The sequence below is a fragment of the Aquimarina sp. I32.4 genome, assembly GCF_002924285.1.
In the GTDB taxonomy this organism is placed as follows: domain Bacteria; phylum Bacteroidota; class Bacteroidia; order Flavobacteriales; family Flavobacteriaceae; genus Aquimarina.
Genome location: NZ_PGUB01000002.1, coordinates 1 through 21,937 on the forward strand (window position 1 = coordinate 1; position 21,937 = coordinate 21,937).

The 21,937-nt window shown below is 33.8% G+C and carries 10 protein-coding genes; 1 reads left to right on the forward strand and 9 read right to left on the reverse strand.

Features of this window, described 5'->3' with window-relative positions; all coding sequences use genetic code 11:
- Positions 1-177: 177 nt before the first annotated feature.
- The 9 genes from CVD18_RS00530 to CVD18_RS00570 all read right to left on the reverse strand — a co-directional run bounded on the left by CVD18_RS00530 (position 178) and on the right by CVD18_RS00570 (position 20,819).
- Positions 178-951 (reverse strand): thioesterase II family protein, encoded by a 774-nt coding sequence (locus tag CVD18_RS00530; RefSeq protein ID WP_103863498.1) that lies wholly within the window; start codon positions 949-951, stop codon positions 178-180.
- A 20-nt stretch (positions 952-971) separates the two neighbouring features.
- Positions 972-9,587, reverse strand: coding sequence for a hybrid non-ribosomal peptide synthetase/type I polyketide synthase (locus CVD18_RS00535; RefSeq protein WP_103863499.1), 8,616 nt, complete (start codon positions 9,585-9,587; stop codon positions 972-974).
- Positions 9,588-9,589: 2 nt separating this feature from the next.
- Positions 9,590-11,719: an AMP-binding protein gene (locus CVD18_RS00540; protein WP_103863500.1), complete on the reverse strand. Its 2,130-nt coding sequence runs from the start codon at positions 11,717-11,719 to the stop codon at positions 9,590-9,592.
- A gap of 109 nt (positions 11,720-11,828) precedes the next feature.
- On the reverse strand, positions 11,829-15,104 hold the full coding sequence (locus tag CVD18_RS00545) for an ABC transporter permease (RefSeq protein ID WP_146052668.1): 3,276 nt from the start codon (positions 15,102-15,104) through the stop codon (positions 11,829-11,831).
- Positions 15,097-15,996 (reverse strand): ABC transporter ATP-binding protein, encoded by a 900-nt coding sequence (locus CVD18_RS00550; protein ID WP_103863502.1) that lies wholly within the window; start codon positions 15,994-15,996, stop codon positions 15,097-15,099. Before CVD18_RS00550 ends, CVD18_RS00545 begins: the two co-directional genes overlap by 8 nt.
- A 13-nt stretch (positions 15,997-16,009) precedes the next feature.
- Positions 16,010-16,603, reverse strand: a complete 594-nt coding sequence (locus tag CVD18_RS00555; protein WP_103863503.1) for a YceI family protein — start codon at positions 16,601-16,603, stop codon at positions 16,010-16,012.
- 48 nt (positions 16,604-16,651) lie between these two features.
- Positions 16,652-17,068: a DoxX family membrane protein gene (locus CVD18_RS00560; RefSeq protein ID WP_103863504.1), complete on the reverse strand. Its 417-nt coding sequence runs from the start codon at positions 17,066-17,068 to the stop codon at positions 16,652-16,654.
- A 73-nt stretch (positions 17,069-17,141) separates the two neighbouring features.
- Positions 17,142-18,431, reverse strand: a complete 1,290-nt coding sequence (locus CVD18_RS00565; RefSeq protein WP_103863505.1) for a DUF4374 domain-containing protein — start codon at positions 18,429-18,431, stop codon at positions 17,142-17,144.
- 30 nt (positions 18,432-18,461) lie between these two features.
- The gene (locus CVD18_RS00570; protein ID WP_103863506.1) at positions 18,462-20,819 is read right to left on the reverse strand and encodes a TonB-dependent receptor; all 2,358 of its coding nucleotides are present in this window, start codon (positions 20,817-20,819) and stop codon (positions 18,462-18,464) included.
- Positions 20,820-20,986: 167 nt separating this feature from the next.
- Between CVD18_RS00570 and CVD18_RS00575 the strand changes: the two genes are divergently transcribed.
- On the forward strand, positions 20,987-21,928 hold the full coding sequence (locus CVD18_RS00575; RefSeq protein ID WP_103863507.1) for an AraC family transcriptional regulator: 942 nt from the start codon (positions 20,987-20,989) through the stop codon (positions 21,926-21,928).
- Positions 21,929-21,937: the final 9 nt, after the last annotated feature.

Below are 21,937 nucleotides of genomic sequence, written 5' to 3' on the forward strand. Positions count from 1 at the left end.
ATTTTAGGTTTTTTCTTGATTTTAGGTTTTTAGAAAGCCCACATATTTCAATAATAGCCACAGAATTTTTAGAGAAAAAGAGATGACTTAGTCTCTTTGATTAGAGATAGACCTATTAAACCAGAAGGAACAACTATAAAAAGTTGTTCCTTTTGTTCTTTTACATCTGTTATATAGTTATAAGCTTACTTTTTGTACCGCAATAGCATCTTTTATAACCTCTATTAGAGAGTTGAGATAAGTCTCTCCTAGATTTTGTACAAAAAAATGATCTCCTTCAAACTCTTGTACAATACATTCGTCGCGAGTTACTTCTTGCCAATGCTTCATGATTGCAGGAGTAGCATCGATATCTTGGTTTGCAGCATGTGCAATGATAGGAATGCTTAATTTTTGATTTTGGTATACAAAACTCTCATGCAATCGTAAATCGCTTCGAATCATAGGAATTAAAAAATCAATAATCTCCTTGTTGTCTAGAATCTCTTTTGGAGTTCCGTTTAATACTCTTAATTCTGTTATCAATTCATCTTTACTTAACCTGCTATGAAGTTCTGAGGTATCTATTTTATGAGGAGAATGCCTGCCTGCTACTATAATTTTTTGAGGAGAAATAGTGTATTTACTTTTTAATTGATAAGCGACCTCAAAAGCAATGGCGGCTCCCATACTATGACCAAAAAAGAAAAACGGAATGGTATTATCAAGTAGCGGAATGATATTTTTGATCAACTCATGTGTCAAGGTATTAAAGTTTTCTATGCAAGGTTCTCCTATTCGGCCCCCTCTGCCAGGAAGCTCTATAGGAATAAATTCTATTGTACTCTCTTTGGTAACCCAGTGTTTAAAAATACTAGAGCTTCCGCCAGCGTAATGAAAACAGAATACTTTTGCATCAGGTGTTTTTGAATTGCTAATACCGTAAGGGAACCATTTATTGTTATAATTCATTATATATTATTTTGTGTATATCAAATTTTTTCTAGTAGAGATACCTCAAGAGTATCATTCCAATCCTCTAGCGCTATAAGTTGGCATAGCATATTCTCATAGATTACCACCATTTCATCGATCCATTCAGGTTCAAAAATTCCTTCTACAATATCCCAGTTGATATGAATAGAACCATTGCGCTCATATACCTGATGATCCATGGCTACTTGTGGTGTTTGGCTAATAGCAAATACTTCTTTTAATTCTGGTGGATAATGAGTGTCTTCTTCTTGGGTATCACCAAATAATAAGCTGGTAAATACGATAGGCATCAGTGCTTTGCCAGGCGTGTCTTTTCCTAATCTTTTTAGAATATCCATTCCATCTTGGGTACGGTATTCTACAGCTTTCCAGAGTTGTTCTTGCACCATCTCAATTTCTTGTAAAATAGATTTGTTGTCATCCTTAAAATAAGAAATCAATGTAATATTGGTAAAGTCACCCAGTATTTTGGGCACATCCTTATGTATAGGAAACCTATTAAAGATGGTAAGATTGATAGTAAAATCATCATTGGCACTCCATTGTGCAAGGATTTTCATAAAGATGGTACATACCACCGCAGAGGGAGTAAATCTATGTTGCTTTATTTTGTCTAATAAACTCTTTGATTTATCTGTATCTAGAATAATTTTCCAGCGTTTGAAAAATGGTTTTTCGATATCCTGAAAATTGGTTTTCAAAGGTAAAATTGGTGCAGGAGGAATGCTATCTATCTGTGTATCCCAAAAATGTTGGGCCTCTGCCAGATTGCTATGTGTATGTAGCCATTTTGATTCCTGATTCAGATATTCTTTAAAAGTAAATTGTGGTTTCTCAATTTCTCTACCAGAATAGGTAGCAAAGATTTCTTGTACCACCATTTCTGTACTAGAAGCATCCAATAATAAGCAGTCAAAACTAAAATGTATTCTAGAGGTATGATCACCAATCTGGCTTAATTGCAGATGATACATCGGCCAGGTACCAAGTTGATAACTACGATGAGACCATTTGTTTCTAATATCGATTAATTCTTGTTCTGATTGTATTTGTTTTACAGGAATGGTAAAGTAAGGTACTTCTTTCATCAATCGTTGGGTGGCATCTTCATACACTTTTGTACGTAGCATCTCATGTCGTTTGATCACACTGTTCCATGCTTTTTGTAAACGTTCTGGGTCTAGTGTATTACATTCTAGTTCAAGATAATAATGTGTATTGATGTTTCCTAATTCAAAATTAGATGATCTGCCAAACAGATAAGCCAATTGCACAGGGGTGAGTCTAAAAGGCTGATGTTTTCTTAGAATATGAGTAACCTGTTCTTGCTCTTTGGGCTGTATGAGTGTTTGTATAAGCGCAGGTTTATTGGCTTTTAGTTTTTCTAGAATCTCTTTTGTCATTGCTCCTTTTGGAGCCTTAAATTTTAATGCTCCATCAGCAACATACAGTTGTATCTCTTTGGTTTTGCATGTTTCTATAATACTACTACAGATTTTTTGAGAATCTGTGTTGAGAGCTGTATTTGGGATACGTTGTAGGTTTTTTTGCGCATTGGCAAAATCTATTTTTCCTCCAACCATCGTATGTAGATAAAAGTGATTAATAGAGAGATCAAAAGCTTCTTTTACTTCATCAAAATCATAGTCTGTGAGTGCAGCGCACCCAATGTCTAAAGAAGGGGATTTGGTTTCTAGTAATTGACTAAGGATTCCACTCTCTATATAACAGATCTGTAATGATTTGTTTTGATGAATTGGGTATACAGCATCAATATCTGCTACAAAATGAAGTAAAAATGAAGCGTTTGGAACCATATTTCTAAAAGAGATCGATATTTCTTCTCTAAGATCGCTCAATTTTATCAAAGATTGCGTTTTTATATCGAGATAGTAATTACCTGGCCCGATATCTTTAATCCCATTATTAAAAACGGTGAGATAGGTTTGTATAGGATAGGTCTCACTGAGGGAGTTATATGTATAGTTTTTATTTCCTGAAATATTTTTTTGCACATACAACGCAATAAATTGCTTAAAATCTATAGTGTCAATAGGAGTGTTTAGATAGTTTCCAAAGCTTTTGTAGTTGTTATCAGAATGAATTTCTTCTTCTGTAGAAAGATCTAAGGCAACACTGTTTTCTGTTGATAAATCAGTTCTTTGTGCATCGATATGCTCTTTAAAAGAAACATACTCTTCATAATCCTCTATTGGGGCTAGACCGTTTAGGTAGTTTATTTGTGCATTTGTGTATAAGCTAAACTGTGATGCTACTACAGGTGTTTCTACTCGCTGGTCAAAAGAAAAATTCTTATCCTCATAATACGCTATGAGTTCCTGTATAGACTCATACCGAATCATTTCGCCAACAGAGGGGCGATCTGTAAAATGTGTTTCTAGTTCGTTTGCCAGTTTTATGATATCTATTGATGATACCCCTAGATCTGCAAAATTATCATGAGGTTCTAGTGCTATGCCCAGACTTTTTCTGGTAATGTCTAATACAGGATGATTTTTTGATATCGTATTTGAGTGTACAGAAGCATACTCTGTATTGTACTCATTATAATAACGTACCAGTTGTTTTCTATCTACTTTTCCGTTTGAGGTGATAGGATATTCATCTAAGCAGAATATTTTTTCTGGGATAAAATACCCTGGTAGGTATGTTTTTAATTGTGATTTGAGAGCGGTTTCAGAAAATTCTGTGATTGGATATTTTACAAAAGCAATTAGTTTTTTCTGATCCATTTTATCCCCAATAGGAACAATGACAGCATCAAGAGTACCTTTGCATTTTCTAAAAGCAGCTTGTATCTCTCCGATTTCTACGCGGTATCCATTAATTTTTAATTGTGCATCCTTTCGCCCTAAAAACTCTATAATATCACCCTGTCTATACCTGCCATAATCTCCAGTATCATAGAGTCTTTTTTGTAATTCTTTTTCAAAAAAGAAAGCTTTATCGGTACGCTCTTTATCTTTGAGATAGCCAGTTGCGAGTCCTTTGCCAGCGATATGCAGTTTTCCTTCTACCCATTCTGGGCAAGGCCTGTTAAACTCATCAAGGATATAAAACTCTTGATTTGCCAATGGATACCCATAGGGTATTGATTTCCAATTTGGATCCAGTGTATCTACATGATAATAGTTGGACCAAATAGAAGCCTCTGTAGCGCCCCCCATACTGGTGAGTTTGGCATTGGGAATTGCGGTATTTATTTTTTGAATAAGCCCTAGCGGAATCCAATCGCCAGAGTGGATAATGCGTTGTATAGAATGATCCTGGCCAACGGTTGGGTTTTGTAGGATATAGTTTGTATAAATATCCATTAATGCCGGCACAGAGTTCCATAAAGTTACTTGATGCTCAAAAGATAATGCTCTCCAGCATTTGGGGTCAATACGCTCTTCTTCTGTAGGTAAAACCAGAGTTCCTCCTGCATGTAGTATCCCAAATATATCATATACAGAAAGATCAAAACTTAAAGAGGAAACCCCCAAAACACTATCTTTTCCTGTAATTGTAAGCTTTTTGTTTACATCAAGAATCGTATTCATTGCGGCTTCATGTTGAATACAAACTCCTTTGGGGGTACCAGTAGAGCCAGAAGTATAAATGATATATGCTAGTGCAGAGGGGTCGATAGAAACGGTTTTCCAATTTCCTTGTTTGGCATCGATATCCTGTATTGTATATATGGATGTTTCTTGATTGCTAATATCAAGTAATCGATCTGTAAATATAGTGGTTGCCCCAGATAGTTCTAATATTTCAACAGTTCTGCTTGAGGGTTGATCATGTGTAAACGGAATGTATATAGCTCCTATTTGTACAATTCCTACTACTATAGCAATTTGATCAAATGATTTAGCCATTTGTATGGCTACTTTATCGCCTTTATCGATTCCGTTTTCTTGTAATAGTTGCGATACTTGATCTGCTCTTTTTTTGAGTTGTTGGTAAGAGAATTTTTCTCGATTACAAACGATCGCTGTTTTATTGGGTATTTGTATGGCATTGGTACAAATCTGTTTGTGCAATACTGCATTTTTAAAAGATGCAGTAGTATGATTCGCTTCTTTTTGAAGCCCTTGCTGTTTATGCGTTCTTACATCAGTTAAGCTATGCTCCCAGAATGTATTATCTGCGATGGCAAGCTCAACGAGTTCAGCATATTTTTTGAACATTGCATCGATCATACTATCAGGAAAAACAGCATCTAGGGTGTCCCATGATAAGGTAACACCATCATTTTCATTATATACCTGATGATCTATCCATACTTGTGGAGTAGAAGAGACAGACCATTTTACTTGGTTTAAAAAGCCTAATTGTTCATTTTGATTAAGATCATCAACCCCCAGAGCACTGGTAAATACAATAGGGTACATACGATCTTTGATATCAGATTGAGTATTTAAGGTTTTTACAAATTCAAGAGCAGAGTAGGTGCTGTTTTCTAGATCAGTATGTACTTGTGTTTGTATTTTGGTACCATTTTCTGCTACAGATTGTTGTTCTCTTTTGATTTCTACTAGAGTAAGTTGTGTAAAATCACCAATGATTTCATTGACTTGTGGGTGTACGTCATCTCTATTAAAAACAGTAAGCATAATGGCAAAATGACTACCACCTCCCCAGGCAGAAAGAATTTCTGCATATAGCGTAAGTAATGCGGCAGAAGGGGTGAGGTTCTTTGTTGCTGCATGTTTTACAAAGGATTTCCACGAGGTAGGATTTATCCAGTGTTCTCTTCTTTTAAAATTGCCATCAACATGCTTCTGCCCAGCATCTTTTACTGGTAATTGGGGGGCAAGCGGAAACTGTGAAACTCTGTCTGTCCAGTATTGTGCTGCTTTATTATATAGACTGGTTGATTTTCGTTTCTCATGATACTGCAAATAATCTTTGTAGGATATCTCTAGAGAGGGTAAGGTATGGTCTGTATAGAATAGATATAAATCTTTCCAGAATATAAATAAACTCAGGGCATCAGCAATGATAAAATCTATAGAGAAATGAATTCGTTTTTTATGCCCTTCTAATTCAGAGATACGTATATCAAACATTGGAGTACCTGCAGGGATGATCCTAGTAGACATCTCATTACGTAACTTTTGTAGATGCGTATTGGTAGTGGTAGAATCAGATATAGGATAGACTGTAAACGGTATAGGTATAGTCTCCATGATTTGTTGAGTACCATCTTCAGTAATGATACACCGTAGCATTTCATGCCTCTTGATAAGGTTAGATAGTGCCTGCTCAAATTTTTGGATATCCAGATGATCAACATCCATTTCAAAATAAGTACTACAACTTACACCTCCCCAATCCATTTCATGATTTCGTCCTGCCCAATATGCATATTGAATCTCGTTTAGAGAGAATGATTCATATCGTTGTTCTGGAGATGTCTCAAATACAGGAGCTAGCGAGTTGTTTTCTATTGTAGCACTCTGTAATTGGTTATAGAGAAGTTCGCTCCATTGATTGATTGTACTATTTTTTAAAAAAGTAGCAGGTTTTAAAGAAATATGAAGATCTTTTTTCCAATAGGCTGTTAGTCGGGCTATCAAAATAGAGTTAAGACCTAATAGTAATAGGTTTTCATCATTTTGTAAATCTTCTTCCTCTATTTTCCATTCTTTTATGAGTATTTTTCTAATGTATGTTTTTACCTCTTCTAGATTACCAAAAGCGGTAGTGATGATTTCTTGTGGGGCCTCTATATCTTCTTCCTCTTTTGGGGTTGTATGCGGGTTGTTTTTTATAAATTCTAGAATGGCTGGGGTATGTCTCTTTTCTTCCTCTGTGAGAGAAGAAGTATCGATATTTTCTTTGATCTTATCCCAAATATGAGTTTGAGGTAAGGTATATGTTTCAAGTGAAGTATTGAGACTGAAGTGCTGTTCTCTAAAAGTATAGTTTGGTACCTCTTCTTTTTCTAGGTTTCTATCTGCATAATATGCTCTCCAATTTATAAGAGTACCATTAAGATATAAGTCAACTACACTTTTTTCTATTTGATTAATGGTGCTAAAACCTTTGTAGTTTGATGCCAAAGTCTCGACACCTACATCACTTATTTGCTCAACCATATTAATAAGTGTTGGGGTAGGGCCTACTTCTAGAAACAAGCTGTCTTCTATATTTTTTATGGATTGTATGCTTTTATAAAATTTTACAGGAGCCAGAATGTGATCACTCCAATACTGCCAAGAAGCGATATTTGCAGTGGCTTTTTCTCCTGTAAGACAAGAAATAATAGTGATTGTGGGTTTGTTGTACTGTATGGTTTTTAAGATGCTATTAAAACTTTCTAGCATTTGTTTCATGAGCGGAGAATGTGCAGCGTGTGACACTTTTAATAAGGCAGATGCAATTCTTTTTTCTTTCAGCTTTTTTCGTATTTCATCAATCTCTATTTTGCATCCAGAGATTACGGTTTGTTCATTGGTGTTTATAGCCGCAATAGTCGTTAGCTTTGCACTTTTTAGAACCTCTTGTATCGTCTCTTCATTGGTTGATACAGCTGCCATAGCACCATTTTTTGGCAAGGCATACATTAATTCTCCTCTGGCGGTTATTAATCGTATGGCATCAGAAAGGCTAAATACACCTGCCAAGCAAGCGGCGGCATATTCTCCCATACTATGACCTATTAATAGATTGGGGGTGACCCCATAATCCATCCACATTTTTGATAGCGCATATTCTATAGCAAATATTGAAACTTGTGTATATCGCATTTGGATAACCAAGTCCTTGGGAGAAAATATGATATCTAAAAGATCATTTTGGGTTTGTTCTTTATAATGTTGATTACAGCGGTCTAGATATTTTTTGAAGGTATTGTTTTGAGAGTAAAACTCTTTTAGCATCTCTGGGTACTGTGATCCGATACCACTAAATAAGAATACTGGTTTTTTGTTGAATATAGCGCGATTTATACTGGCATCTGATATTCCTTTGATTGCATTTTTTAAGTTAATTTTTAGTTCCTCGGTGGTATCAGCCCACACAACTATTTTTTCTTTGAGGTCGGCTTTTGTTATATTTTGAGCATAGCTTATGCCAGATAATCTCGTTGGTTCTTTTTTTTCTATAAAGGATAAAAAAGAGGCTAGTTGATCTTTGATTCCTTTTTTGGTAACTGAACTAAATTTAAAAGGCCAACTCTTTTCTTCTTGAAGATTTTTTTTTTGACTACTGTATTGCTTTAACTCTGTAGGGTGTTGTTCTACAACTATATGTGCGTTTGTACCGCTTAATCCAAATGAACTGATGGCGGCTTTTCTGGTAGTGGTTTTGCTCCAAGGGATTGTTTCTTGAGGAATAGCAAACTTTTGATCTGACCAGTTGATATGAGGAGATGGTTTTTTGAAATGTAGATTACCAGGTATTTTTCCTTTTTCTACAGCTAGTATTGCTTTTATTAACCCTGCGATACCTGCGGCGGCTTCAAGGTGTCCTAATGAGGTTTTTACAGCCCCTAGATAGACTGGTTTTTCTCGGGTATCTGTGATAAGATTACCTAGAGCAGTAATTTCTATAGGATCTCCCAGAGCTGTGCCAGTGCCGTGGGTTTCTATAAAATCAATATCATTAGCATCTACATTACTTCGTTTCCATACATCCCGAATTAATTTTTCTTGAGCAGGTCCGTACGGAGCTGTTAATCCAGAACTTAATCCATCTTGATTTGTGCCACTACCTTTTATAATAGCATGAATATGATCTCCATCTTTTTGGGCATCAGAAAGCTTTTTAAGAATTACAACACCGCTCCCTTCACCACGTACAGTACCATTTGCGGTAGCATCAAAAGTTCTGCTTTGACAGTCTTTTGATAAGATATTAAGCGAGGCCATTAATTCTGTTGTTTTTGGAGAAAGCATAAGATTAACACCCCCCGCGATAGCCATATTACAATCACCAGATAGTAGTCCCTTACACGCTAAGTCTACAGATACCAAAGAAGAAGAACAAGCAGTATCGGTGGTGATACCAGGTCCTTGAAAACCAAAAAAGTAAGAGGCTCTACCCGAAATAAATGAAAAACCTGCTCCCATAGCATCATTTGGATCAATAGCTGTATTCTCATTTTGTAAGTGAGTAAGTTGTTGGATATGATCAATAGCAGAGGCTCCAGCATAGATTCCTGTTTTAGAACCTTTTAATGAGGTGGGGGCGTAGCCAGAGTTTTCGATTGCTTCCCAGCATACTTTTAAGAAAAGACGTTGCTGCGGATCAATTTTCTCAACCTCATTTGGAGAAAGCCTAAACAATCGATGATCAAATGCATGAACATCGTCTAATAAAAAACCTCCTTTTTGTAAAAAAGGATGCTCTTTGATCTTTTCTTGATCATAATTGGCCCACCGATCTTTGGGGACTTTAGAGGTCATGTCTTTTTGATCTAGCAAAGCTTGCCAGTACTCTTTGGGTGAATTGATACCTCCTGGAAATCTGCATGCCATGCCTATGACAGCAATAGGTTCTTGTTGGTTAGTTGAATTTTTTTTTACTTCTAGTTTTAAACGTTTTATTTCTGTGAGCGCTTTTTTTAAAATTTGAGTCTTATCTGGTGTTGGTTTTTCCATGACTAATCATTTAGTTCTTTATCTAATAGGGTAAGGAGATCATCTTCTGAGTAGGTATCATAATCAGATTCTTGTGGTGTTGAATTTTCTATCTCTACTACTTTATTAGTGTTTTTGGTTTCGGTTTTAAGGTTTGCGAGGTAGTTACTTAATTGGTCAATTGTATTATAATTGAATAGTACAGTAGCTGGTATTGATTGTTGTAGCGTATTTTCTAGTGTATCTCTAATGAGCAATGACATCATAGAAGTAATACCAAGTTCTACAAAGGGTATGTTGCGATCAAAGCCTGTTTTTGATACTCCTAATTGATCTGCTACTAATAGGGTGAGGTATTCATTTATTTGTTCTTCATTATGAATATCATCTATATGATGTTCTCTATAGGTTCTGGTATAGCTATAAAGTATTTTTCTCCATTCTTTGTTGAGGTAGGTAGCTTTAGACTTACTACGTTGTATTTTTCCGCTGGTTGTTCTAGGGATATGCATTGGGGGTATAAATAGAATTACTTCTAATAATATACCATGTGTTCTTATGATTTCTTCTTTGATTTGCTGTACCCAAAGGTCGTATTGTGGATTTCTAACGGCTTCTCTGGTCAGCTCCTGTATGAGTACCACTTTTTCTTGTCCTTCTTTGCTAATTGCAAAAGCGGCTGCACCGTCTGTTCTAAAATTTTGATTAGAGGTAAAGGCAGATCGCTCAATATCATGAGGGTAATAATTAACCCCGTTGATAATGATGAGATCCTTTATTCGCCCTGTTACGTATAGTTCATTATGAGTATCCAAAAAGCCTAAATCTCCTGTTTTTAAGTAAGGGGTAGTGCTTATAGAATGATCTGTTACAAAAGCTTTTTTGGTAGCTTCAGGGTTATTCCAATACCCTTTGGTTACAGAAGGCCCAGAAAAGCAAATTTCTCCGATCTCATAAGGTGGTAGAACAGTGTTGTTATTTGGGTTTATAATGGTTACCTGATTGTCATTTATGATAGTGCCATTGCTGATTAGAAAAGAGGTGTGATCTTCTTTTTTATCTATAGGCGCAGTACTATCTTGTAGTACTCCTTGATTTATGATGGTTACTTTATTATTTAAAAGCTCTTTTCGTTCTACTTCTATCCAGTTTACTTTATTGCCTATAAATGTGGATGAAATAGCGAGGGTGCTTTCTGCCAATCCATAACTTGGTGATAAGGTAGTAGACCCCATTCCGAATTTGGATGCAATAGTATAAAAACGATACATGGTACTGAGATGGATAGGTTCTGCCCCACAAACAGCTCTTACCAATGTGCTTAGTGAAATATCTTTTGTAGCTGTCTTTTCTAACTTTTCTGCAATTAATTCATACGCAAAATTTGGTGCAGATATATGAGTTCCTTTGTATTGAGATATAGCTTTTGCCCATATAAAGGGTTGACTCATAAAATCGGTTGGGCTTATTAGATATACTTTACAACCCGAGAATAAGCCTTGTAGTATACCAAAGATAAGTCCCATATCATGATAAAACGGTAACCAGCTTATGATTACACTCTCTTCTTTTATATCGAGAAATAGTTTTACTTCTTTTAGGTTGTTGGCCAAAGAAGATTGCGTAACCATTACTCCTTTTGGATTTCCTGTTGATCCAGAAGTATATTGAAGAAAGGCTAGTTCATTAATAGCATTATCAGGAACAGAGATATTATTTTTTTCTTGAGGCAGAAAAGAGAATAATGAAATAGAGGATAGTATAGAAGATTGAGAGATACATTTTGATAAAAAATCAAAATTTGGAATGTTGGTTAAAATAGCTTTTGCATCACAGTCGGTCACGATTTTCTCCCATTTGGTTAAGGGTTTATTTCTGCCTGGCATATTGAGAGGGATTGGGATAGCACCAACCCAACTACAACCTAAAAAAGAGATAATAAAATCTAATCCTTGAGGAAAAAGTAAAAGACATCGATCTCCATAATTAATTTGATGCTTTACTAATTGTAATGCGTATTGATGTACCTGATCCAATAGTTGAGAGTACGTAATACCAGTGCTATTTAAATCTTTGTCAATAAAGCTATAAGCAAGCCCATTTGGAGATGTCTCTGCTCTTGATTTTAACTTATCTATAATGGTATCTGTCATTTTTTCTTTTGATTGAAAGAACAAATTCTTTTCTGGTTAAGAATTACCAGAGATATCTTGTTATTTGATATCTCTGGTATGGTGAGAAAAGGTTGGTTAATTTGTTTTTTTATAAAGATTGTTTGGCAATTGTAATACCTGCTTCTTCAAATGCTGATTTTATAGCATCTTTTTGGTTGTTGGGAACAGCTTTATAAAGTTCCTTATAGAGATTCTTGAAAACAAGTAATGAACCTGAATTGCGATCTATGTAATCATTTGTAATTTGATTAAAAGTATCTACTCCCAGAAGAGTACTTAGATGATAAAGCTCATAAGTTCCTTTGTTTTTTTCTAGATACTCTGATCCATCTGCATACAGTAATGGTGGTTCTGTATTTGGTTCATTACCTCTATTTTTTTCATATGTGTTTTTCTTTTGCTTTAAATAATTAGCTATTATTTCTTTTCCGAATTTTTGCTTGATTATTTGTAATGCAATGGCTTGAGGTAATGCAGAGGTTAGCATTTCTGCTCCTTGTACATTTGCGATTTCAGTTTTAGAAAATAGTTGCTGTTTTATCAGTTGTGTTATTACTGAGAAATGAATATAACTTTCTTCTTTTTTTAAACTGGTATCAGCTCTCCATCCATCTTTTTCAGAAATAAGAATTAGATTAGAATTTACATAGAAAGGGTCGTTGTAATATGATATTTCTGCTATGTTTATCTCTTTGTAAGTAGGTTTTCCTATATTTTTTTCGATAAACTGTAGCCCATCAATGATTGCTTTTTTGTAGGTGTCAATATTAAAGCCATTGGTTTTTTTATACCAAATATAGGTGTCTATATCTTTATAGGTAACTTTGGTATTGACATACGCTGCAGATGCAATATTGATGTTGAAATCTGTAGGAGTATCTATAGTATGTCTCACATAATTTCTATTGGTATCACTCCATCTTTTTTCTATTTTTCCTATAGATAGAGGTTGTTGATCGATAGAAGTACTTACAGTAATTTTACCAGTTACTTTATGAGCATCCTTAGAAAAATAATTTTGATTCAATGCTTTGATATCTGTTACAGCATTCATTTTGGATTGTATTTTTTCTAATCCAACACCTCTTCTTTTTTTATTCTCATCCAGCTCTTTTTTATGGTTGTATCCAAATTGAGGGAAAAGATCTCTATTTATAACAGAACCATTATAGGTTATGTCTGTTTGAGGGTCTATAGTAGATAATCCTTTATATTGCTTTGATGCTTTGATATAGAACTGTACTTCATTATTTGGCAACAAAGTTTTTGATAGTGGATATGCGTATATGTAATGTTCTTGATCTTCCCAATGAGAGGAGAGAATAGTACTATTTACACTCAGTTCTTGAATGGTTGTATAATCAGATAGATTTATATACAGCGTATCGATAGAGGAATTGCTTTCGTTTTTTAAGGTATAGTGTGTGGTATACTCAATTTTTCGATCTTTTGGGTATAGATCAACAGCTATATCTATTGTATTTATAATAGGTTGTGCATAGGCTTCTATGTATTTGTATTTTGTTTCATATGCAGCCTGTTCTGCTTCTTCTGCGGCTATTGTTTTATAGTTGTCTTCTATATTTTTTGAGATAAAAGATTGCAGTACAAAGAAGAGAATCAAGCAACCAATGGATGCAATTTTTCCACCCCAATTTAGCTGTTCACCTCTTAGTGTCAGTTTTTTTATCCAATCTTGTTTGTTCCCTCGTTTCCAAAAATAAATAGCAGAAAGCATAAAGAATATTGCGATTACTCCCCACATAGAGAAAAACCAAAAGGAAGTTGATGAATAGGTACCATACCCGCCAATTTCTGAATAATCTTCTAATCCAGGCACTCCGACTAGAAGTCCTAATCTATGGTCTTCTATTACATTTAATTCAAAAGCAATAATAGTAAAGATGAAAAAACCTATAGATACTATATGTGTTAAAAACCGTTTTCCTGTAATTCCTGCAACAAAAAAAGGCAAGGTCATCATGCTTAAGTATGTTAACCAACCAAATTTATACCCAAATACATCTTCTGCATATAAGCTCCATTCTATGTTTGTAAACCCATATGCTAATTGTGTGATTACACCAGAAATTACAATAGCAAGTCCTAAGATAAAGGCAACACCTGCCATTGCAGTATATTTTGATAATAACCTTACCCATACTGGGATAGGTAATGTATCTGTAATTTGCCAAAGATTAGTGGTCTTTTCTTTAAAAATAAGCTCTCCTGTCCAGAACATTATCAAGATAATTATAAATACCCCCAGTATAAGCCTGTTTTGGGTCATATTGGTTGTTATAGGGTGTTCTGGGCCAATGTAGTAAGAGGCATTAAATAAGAAATTTTGTAATAGAAAAAGTAGAAGAATGATTCCAAAAACTATTTTAAAACTTTTGGGTCGTACCAGATTTAAAAATTCCAGTTTTGCCAAACGGAAAAACTTGGCAAGGTATTCTCTTTGAGTATAGACTAATTGTACTTTTGGTAACACATTAGTTCTTATTTCTGAGGCTAAATTTTTGTTATGCGTATTTTGGGTAGAATTTAGTTTTCCTGGCTTTTTCTCTATAAAATAGGAAAAAGAAAACCTTTTGTATGCCAAAAATAACCCAATGAAAGCTAGCGAGAGCCATAACCCTTTGTTGATAAAGTAGGTGGTTGTAAGTGGTAAAAATGCTGTGTTTTTTGCATGGGTGGGTATAACATCTAAAGCTTCTGCTACATATACATAAGAGATAGGGTCTAAAATTTCTATCAATTCAATATTTGTAGATGTATGACTAACTCCTTCAAAAATTACAAAAAGGATGGTTATGGTTAATATACCTAAATAACTAGAATATAGTTTTCTTGTAAATACCATAGGAATAAAACAAGCTGCTGTTAGCAAAAAAATATTAGGAACCAAAAGTACAAAGTACCCGTGTGCCATTTGTAATAATGGGGGAGGGCCAAAGTCTTCGGGCTTACCTATGCCTGCGTATGGTAATAGGAACATACCAAAAACAAAACCAGAGGTAATAATAAGATTGATGAGAAAAGCGGCCAAAAATTTCCCTACAAAAAACATTTTTTCATTAACAGGAAAAGTGTAAATAGTCTCTGCCGTTTTATACTCGATATCTTTATATAATACCATTCCTGTAATAATAGCAATGAGTATTATAAGAATCATTCCTCCACCAGTAAAATCCTTGTACAATACTGTAGAAGAGTTTATAAGTACAGCATCATTGATGTAGTAGTCGTATATGCCTTTGGTTAATATAACTACTTGTAAAACCATTAGCAATATGTAGAAATAGAATATGGGAGATTTTATACGGTTTCCTATTTCGAAACTAATAATCTTTTTAAGCATAACTCAATTCCTTTTTAGTTAAACGTTCTGGTTGAATTTCGTAGAAATAAATATCTTCTAGTGTAGGAGATTTTGGTAAAAAATGAGGGGTAGGAATATCTTCTGCTACGACGGTGATCATCATTTTTCCTCTATGAATACGATTGGAGATCACAAGGTGTTCTTTTTTGTAATTGTGCAATTGATCTTTATCAATTTGTAGCTCCCATAGCATGTCTTTTAAAGATACTTCTAATACATCAGGTTTTCCTGTGCGTAGTACTTTTCCGTTTCCTATGATAGCCATGTCATTGCACAGGGTACTTACATCTTCTACAATGTGAGTAGATAATATGACAATAGTATCTTCACTTAATTCAGATAGAAGGTTATAGAATCGGTTACGCTCCATAGGGTCTAATCCTGCAGTAGGTTCATCTACGATGATAAGTTGTGGGTTGTTTAGTAATGCTTGAGCAATCCCAAAACGTTGTTTCATCCCACCAGAATATCCTCCTAGCGTATTCTTTTTTGCATCCCAAAGGTTTACTTTATGTAACAATGCCTCTACAATTTCTTTTCTTTCTTTTTTGTTACTGATTCCTTTCATGTCAGCCATATGCATCAACATTTCGTATGCATTTACATTTGGGTATACTCCAAATTCTTGAGGTAAATACCCCAAGATTTTGCGTATTTCGTGAGGCTCTTTTAAGACATCGATATTATTAAAATGAATAGCTCCACTGTCTGGATTTTGAAGTGTTGCTATGGTGCGCATAAGAGTAGATTTACCTGCTCCATTTTGTCCGAGTAGGCCAAACATACCTTTACCTATAGATAGCGATACATTTTGTAATGCTTTTACCCCATTAGGGTATTTTTTTGATAAGTTGTTTATTTCTAGTTTCATAATAGAGGCTTTGTTATTGGTTGAAATTGGAGGTAATTTCTAGCGATACATCGTTCCATAGCTTTGTGATACCATCACTTCCTTGGTGTAGTAATTTGCACTGATCATTTAATGATTTAATAGCCTTATCTGCTTTCCATTTACTTAAGTCCATGGTCGCATTTAATTTGAATTTCTCTCCTTCTATATTGTATGTAAAGGGTAGGTTTTCTTTGGCTCCGTTCATTGTGATTTCTACATAGCCAGTGGTATCATCAGTTAGCTTTATTTTTCCTGATAAGAGACTGGTATTATCCATTGCTTTAAAGAAAAAATTGATGATATTATATTCTCTACCTTCACTTTTTATAGAGCTAATAGGGATATTGAATTCTACATTTTCTATTGCTTCTTTGAGCGTATTACCTTCTCCATGAGAAGTAATCTTTATGCTAGAAAAAGTTCCTTTTACTGGTGTTTTTTCTGTTGTTTTATAGGCTGTCCACTCAACATTGTTTTTTGCATTTGCTAATTGATATTTTGCAGAAGTTTCATCTTTATCAGAAGAACAAGAGGATATAATGAGTAATATATATATTACTATAAAGAATATGTTGTTTTTTTTCATGATCGATAATTTTAATTTTTAAAAAAGGTAATCACTCTAATCAGAGATTTATATCAATCCTTGTTGAGGTTGTAAAATAGCTGGCTTTATTTTTTTGAAATTAGACCCTATCAGATATACATTACATAAAAATAAGAGGGAGTCAAAAGCTAGATATGATGGGTTTCTTGTAATAAAAACATGCGTCATTACCATACATAAAAGAATAGGGGTGAGCATAATGCTTCCTAAAAAGTAGGTTCGTTTAAATATTAAAAGAGTTCCACATAGTATTTGAAAAAAACCTACAAAACAGATAAAACCTGTAGTCTGTAACAGGTGATAAAATTCAAAAAACGTATCGCTATTTTCAGGAAGACTTTCTCTAAAAGCAGATGAATCATATGGGATAAATAATTTTTCTATACCATTATATATAAAAAGAAGTGCAAATAAAAAACGAATACTGTAGATGGCGATTTTCATATAACTATCATTGTGGTTAACTTTAATAGATTAAGAATGATGAGTAGTAGCTCATCATTCTTAATCTTGTTGGTTATTTGAGTTTAAAAACTCTAGGGATTCCTGCGGCAGTAATAATATCTTTACTCTCGAGGGTATTTATATTCACTTCTTTTATGTACGATTTTGTTTTCGTTTTAAAAGGGATATATGCTTTGTCATCTTCAAAATAAACACAACTAGCATATGATCCTTGTGTATATTCATCATTTACTTTGGTAGCAGTTTTATCATGTAGATCAAACTTATACCATTGTGCAATTGGGTCTTGGTAATAAGAATATGGATCATCTGGGTTTATTGCTGTAATATCATTTGATGTAGCAAAGAAAATACCGTTACCTGCATATTCAAGATTCATAACAGGATTTCCTATACCTCGACTTGCAGTTTCTAGATCAAAGTAGTAATCTGCATCAAAATCGGTTTGACCAGATTTTATTCTTAATATACAAGCTGGCTTGCCAATATTTACAGCTCCCCAGTAATTATGAGATAATAGGTAGATATCATTTTTTTCATCTGTGATCATAAATTTAGCTCCAAAACCTGAGTTCCATGATCCAACACTATTTCCTTTGTCATTTGATATCCATTTTACGATTGCATTAGAATTATCTGCTGAGCTAGGATCTATTTTGGTAAGGTCTACTACTAGGATGTCTGCAGTAGGAGAAGCTGGTGTATAGGTTTGAAAGTCGTTAAGGAAACAAAATCCAATATACAGATAGTTACCACTTACGATCATTTCACTAGGTGCTTGTATATTAATTTTATCTCCTTGATTAGGGTAATTAGTTACTTCTCCGATACGAGAAACAGAGCTGTAATCTATATACCCTGTTTTTGTCATTGTTTCAGGATTAAAAATTGCGATCTTGGTACCTGCTGGGCCTCCAACAAATGCTGTGTTTTTATCTTTGAAATATACATTTCCTTGATACCCTAGTTCTCCAAGGCTAATAGAACCTTGTTTTGTTAATTCTTGTTTTTCATTTAAAGACCATTTTTCAATTCTTTCTGGGGTAAAATATAGATTGGTATAGAAATTACCATCGTATTGATAAACTCCCGTAACAGTTTCAGCAACTATTTCAGTAGCATTTTTATTATCAAGGTCTTTGGTTTTGGTCAAATTATCCATAGTTTGTAAGTACAAGCTATAGTTGAAAGTTCCTCCTTTTACTGCCGTTAGAAGTGCATAGGTGTCTTTTTCTTTTACTGGCTTAGTTGGTTCAATAATTTTATCATCATCACTACTACATGAATATAATAGGATGCTTAAAAAACTGATTATTATTAAATTGGTTTTTGATCTTAACATTTTAATTTTATTTATTTATTTCACTTTATTTTAATTGATATACATTCTTAATTTTAGGAAAAAACTTCTTCCTGGTTTTTGTACTAAATAATTATCGTATGCCAGCTGATCTGTAAAATTTCTACATTCTAAATTGATGCTATATTTGTCATTAGGAAAAACATATCCTATAGAAGCATTGTGTATAAATTGTGTAGGTATTTTTGCTTTGGATGCTGCAATACCGTCTTCTTCCCAAGCAAGGAAAAATTCATGAACATAATTATTGTTGTAACTTAGTTCTATTCGGCTATTATCGATGCCTACATTAGGAATGTTGTAGGTTGTTCCTGTATTGGCAAATAGATATGGGATGTTAGGTATTTTGGAACCGATATGTCGGGCTTCTATATTACCGTATTTATCGGTATCTTTTAAGGTGATATCCTGCCATGTGGCATTAAAAAACAATGTTAAATTTTTTATTGGAATTGCAGTTATTGTTCCTTCAACTCCTTTTGCTTCTGTATGTAATAGGTTATCGTATATAGAAACACCTCTTGTAACAGCGTTTAGAAACATTTGATCTTTGGTATCTCTATAAAAACCAGTTGTTGCTATTATAAGCTTGTTTTGTAGTGCTTTATATTCTAATCCTAGATTGATATTATGGCTTTTCTCTGGGTTTAAATTCGGGTTAGGAGAAACCGTTATCCCATCACCAAATAATTCATCACTATCAGGTAGTCTGAGTGTGTATTCATATCCAAGATGAGTTGATATATTAGGGGAGAAAGAAAATTTTAAAACATCACCATACCCTAATAAGTTATATTGATTGTCGATGTAATTTGTAAACGTATTATCTTCTTTCAAATTAGCTATATGACTTTTCATATAGTGATACTTTAGAGAGAAAATATTGGTGAGCTTTTTGTTGAATGCTTTACTTTCTACAGACAATCCAAAAAAGCTTTTTGTGAAATTTTGAGGGTTGGTATAGAAATCTTCTTTGTAAGTTGCTGCTCCTGCTTTATCGTGACCTTTTATTTCTCTATAAGAAGTGAGATTGGTAAAGTCAACAGAATGATTATCATTTAATTTATAATTGACATTTATTCTCCCAAAGAAACTTTCTGTATTTATTTTTGGAGTTCGTCCTTCTATATCAAATCCGCTTTCTCCCTTGGTAGGCTTATCGGTATAAGTACCATCCCAAAAGTAATTTTTTGGTGCAATATCAATAATCTCCCATTTGAGTAGGTTGTACCCTAGGAGACCAGAAATTTTGAGGTTGTTGTTATATCTTTTTTTCCATGAGATGATGCTATTAAAATCTCTGTTGCCACCATGAACTTCTCCCCATGGCGAAACGGCTCTGATACCATGTTGCCACTCTTTAGTAATATCAGATAAACTGAGTATTACTCTAAAATCATCTGCCCAAGAAACGTTCTGAAATCCGTATTGAGCTCTACCCAGAAAAGAGGTGTATTTATCATTAAACCTTTTTGCTTTTCCTTTTTCGGTGTTTAATAGTTCATCTACGACAATATCTACATCATGCATCCAGTAGTCATTATCAGAATGATTAAAAAAACCATCTACCTGAAAGAACTGTTTTTTGTTTTTGTCTAAATACCTTTTTATTCCTATTCCAGCTTGGTGCGTATTCCAAGATCCTATAGTATAAAAAGCATCTATATAATTCTTATACCTGTTTTGAGTTTCAATGTTTATAACGCCCCCTAGTGCATCGGTACCAAATTTTACAGGAACCAGTCCTTTGTATACCTCGACTTGCTTGATTATGTTAGAAGAAATATTGTTTAAACTAAATCCACTACCTAATAAATCTATAGGGATACCATCTACAAATGTTCGTATTCCTTTTCCAGAAATTCCATTAAGCATAATGGTTGATTCGCTACCAACTCCTCCTTGTTTTCTAATTCTTACCCCAGATAATTGCCCTACAATATCTATGGTAGAGGTAGATGTAATTTGCATTTTTTGCAAGGATACAACCTCTGGTTTATAAGCAGTCTCTTTTAGTTTTTGAGAAGAACTCTTAGAAGATACGACCACTTCATTTAGCTCATTCTGTTCCTGAGAAAGAATAAAAGGAATAACCAAAGGAGTATTGGATATAGATATTTTCTTTTTTTGAATACTATATCCTATAAGAGAAGCGTTTAAGGTGTAATCACCTACAGGAACATTTGATATGTGATAGGTTCCTTCTTTATTAGTAGAGCTTCCTATATTAGTATTTTCTAGATATACAGAAGCGTTTTGAATGGGTACTCCGTTCTCAGTTAAGACAGTTCCAGTTATGCTGTTTTGACAATGGCAATAAAAAAAAATAAAATAAAAAATGAAAAATGTTGAATAAGTCTTATGGTTCATACAATGAATTAATATTTAAATATTATTAATATTTATTTAGTCTAAATAAATATTGTAATATTGACAAGTAAAGGTAGATAGTTAGCCAATGCGTAGAGTTACGCAAAGCGAAATTTTATATACGCAAAAAGGAATAATTATAATTTTGATAAGATTGACTTAAAAATATGAAAGAAATTTGTCTGAATTTTGATACCGTTAATTATGTAAAAGATAATGCAGGTATTAAAGAGTTTACTTCCTCTTCTGACTGCAAATCGATTGTTGATGAGTGTTATAAAGAAGTCTTGTTAGAGGATTTTAAGGTGTGTTATGGTACTTGTTTGAGTAAAAAAAGAAGTTTACCCTGCAAAGTTGTCAAAATGTACTTTGTAATAGATGGTGAATCAAAAAAACAAGAAAGAAACCTAGAAGATAGTTATTTGTTTTATTGTAATGAGCATAATATATTTTATGCAAATAGTAATGAGATACCTTCATTATGCTCAGAGAGATGTCAAATATTAGAAGTAAGCCTAAAACCTGTGTTTTTTGAGAAGTATGCTCCAGATTGTGATTTATTTGATGGTTTTAGAAAACAAATGCAGAAAGATATTTCTTGCTTTGTAGGAGATTGTAATTATCCTATTACTGCAGAGATGCATGCTATTATAGAGGAGGTCATCAATTGTCAAAGAAAAGGGCATTATAGAAAAATGTTTTTAGAATCTAGAGTCCTAAAGTTATTGATGCTACAAATGAAACAAATTCAAGATTGTATGGAGCAGGTTGATTTATCTGTATTTGTAAATTTAAAATTAATGAATCAAGCTAGAGATTTGATAGAGAAAAGATTGAAAGACCCTTTGACATTATCAGATTTAGCAAAACAGATAGGAACCAATGAATGTAGTCTTAAAAAAGGTTTTAAAAAAGTATTTGGGACAACCGTATTTGGCTACATCCAAAATATAAAAATGCGTAAAGCCAAGGATTTACTATTAATACAGAAAATGTTGGTAAATGAGGTTTCTGATTATTTAGGATATAAGAACCCTCAGCATTTCTCTACAGCTTTTAAAAAGAAATACGGGATATCTCCTAGTTACTTAAAAGATGGAAAATTATAAACTGGTATA

Excerpts from the sequence above, each read along its gene's own strand:
- CVD18_RS00535 (WP_103863499.1), bottom strand. The coding sequence starts at position 9,587 with ATGGAAAAACCAACACCAGATAAGACTCAAATTTTAAAAAAAGCGCTC.
- CVD18_RS00565 (WP_103863505.1), bottom strand. The coding sequence starts at position 18,431 with ATGTTAAGATCAAAAACCAATTTAATAATAATCAGTTTTTTAAGCATC.
- CVD18_RS00545 (WP_146052668.1), bottom strand. The coding sequence starts at position 15,104 with ATGCTTAAAAAGATTATTAGTTTCGAAATAGGAAACCGTATAAAATCT.
- CVD18_RS00555 (WP_103863503.1), bottom strand. The coding sequence starts at position 16,603 with ATGAAAAAAAACAACATATTCTTTATAGTAATATATATATTACTCATT.
- CVD18_RS00550 (WP_103863502.1), bottom strand. The coding sequence starts at position 15,996 with ATGAAACTAGAAATAAACAACTTATCAAAAAAATACCCTAATGGGGTA.
- CVD18_RS00570 (WP_103863506.1), bottom strand. The coding sequence starts at position 20,819 with ATGAACCATAAGACTTATTCAACATTTTTCATTTTTTATTTTATTTTT.
- CVD18_RS00530 (WP_103863498.1), bottom strand. The coding sequence starts at position 951 with ATGAATTATAACAATAAATGGTTCCCTTACGGTATTAGCAATTCAAAA.
- CVD18_RS00575 (WP_103863507.1), top strand. The coding sequence starts at position 20,987 with ATGAAAGAAATTTGTCTGAATTTTGATACCGTTAATTATGTAAAAGAT.
- CVD18_RS00540 (WP_103863500.1), bottom strand. The coding sequence starts at position 11,719 with ATGACAGATACCATTATAGATAAGTTAAAATCAAGAGCAGAGACATCT.
- CVD18_RS00560 (WP_103863504.1), bottom strand. The coding sequence starts at position 17,068 with ATGAAAATCGCCATCTACAGTATTCGTTTTTTATTTGCACTTCTTTTT.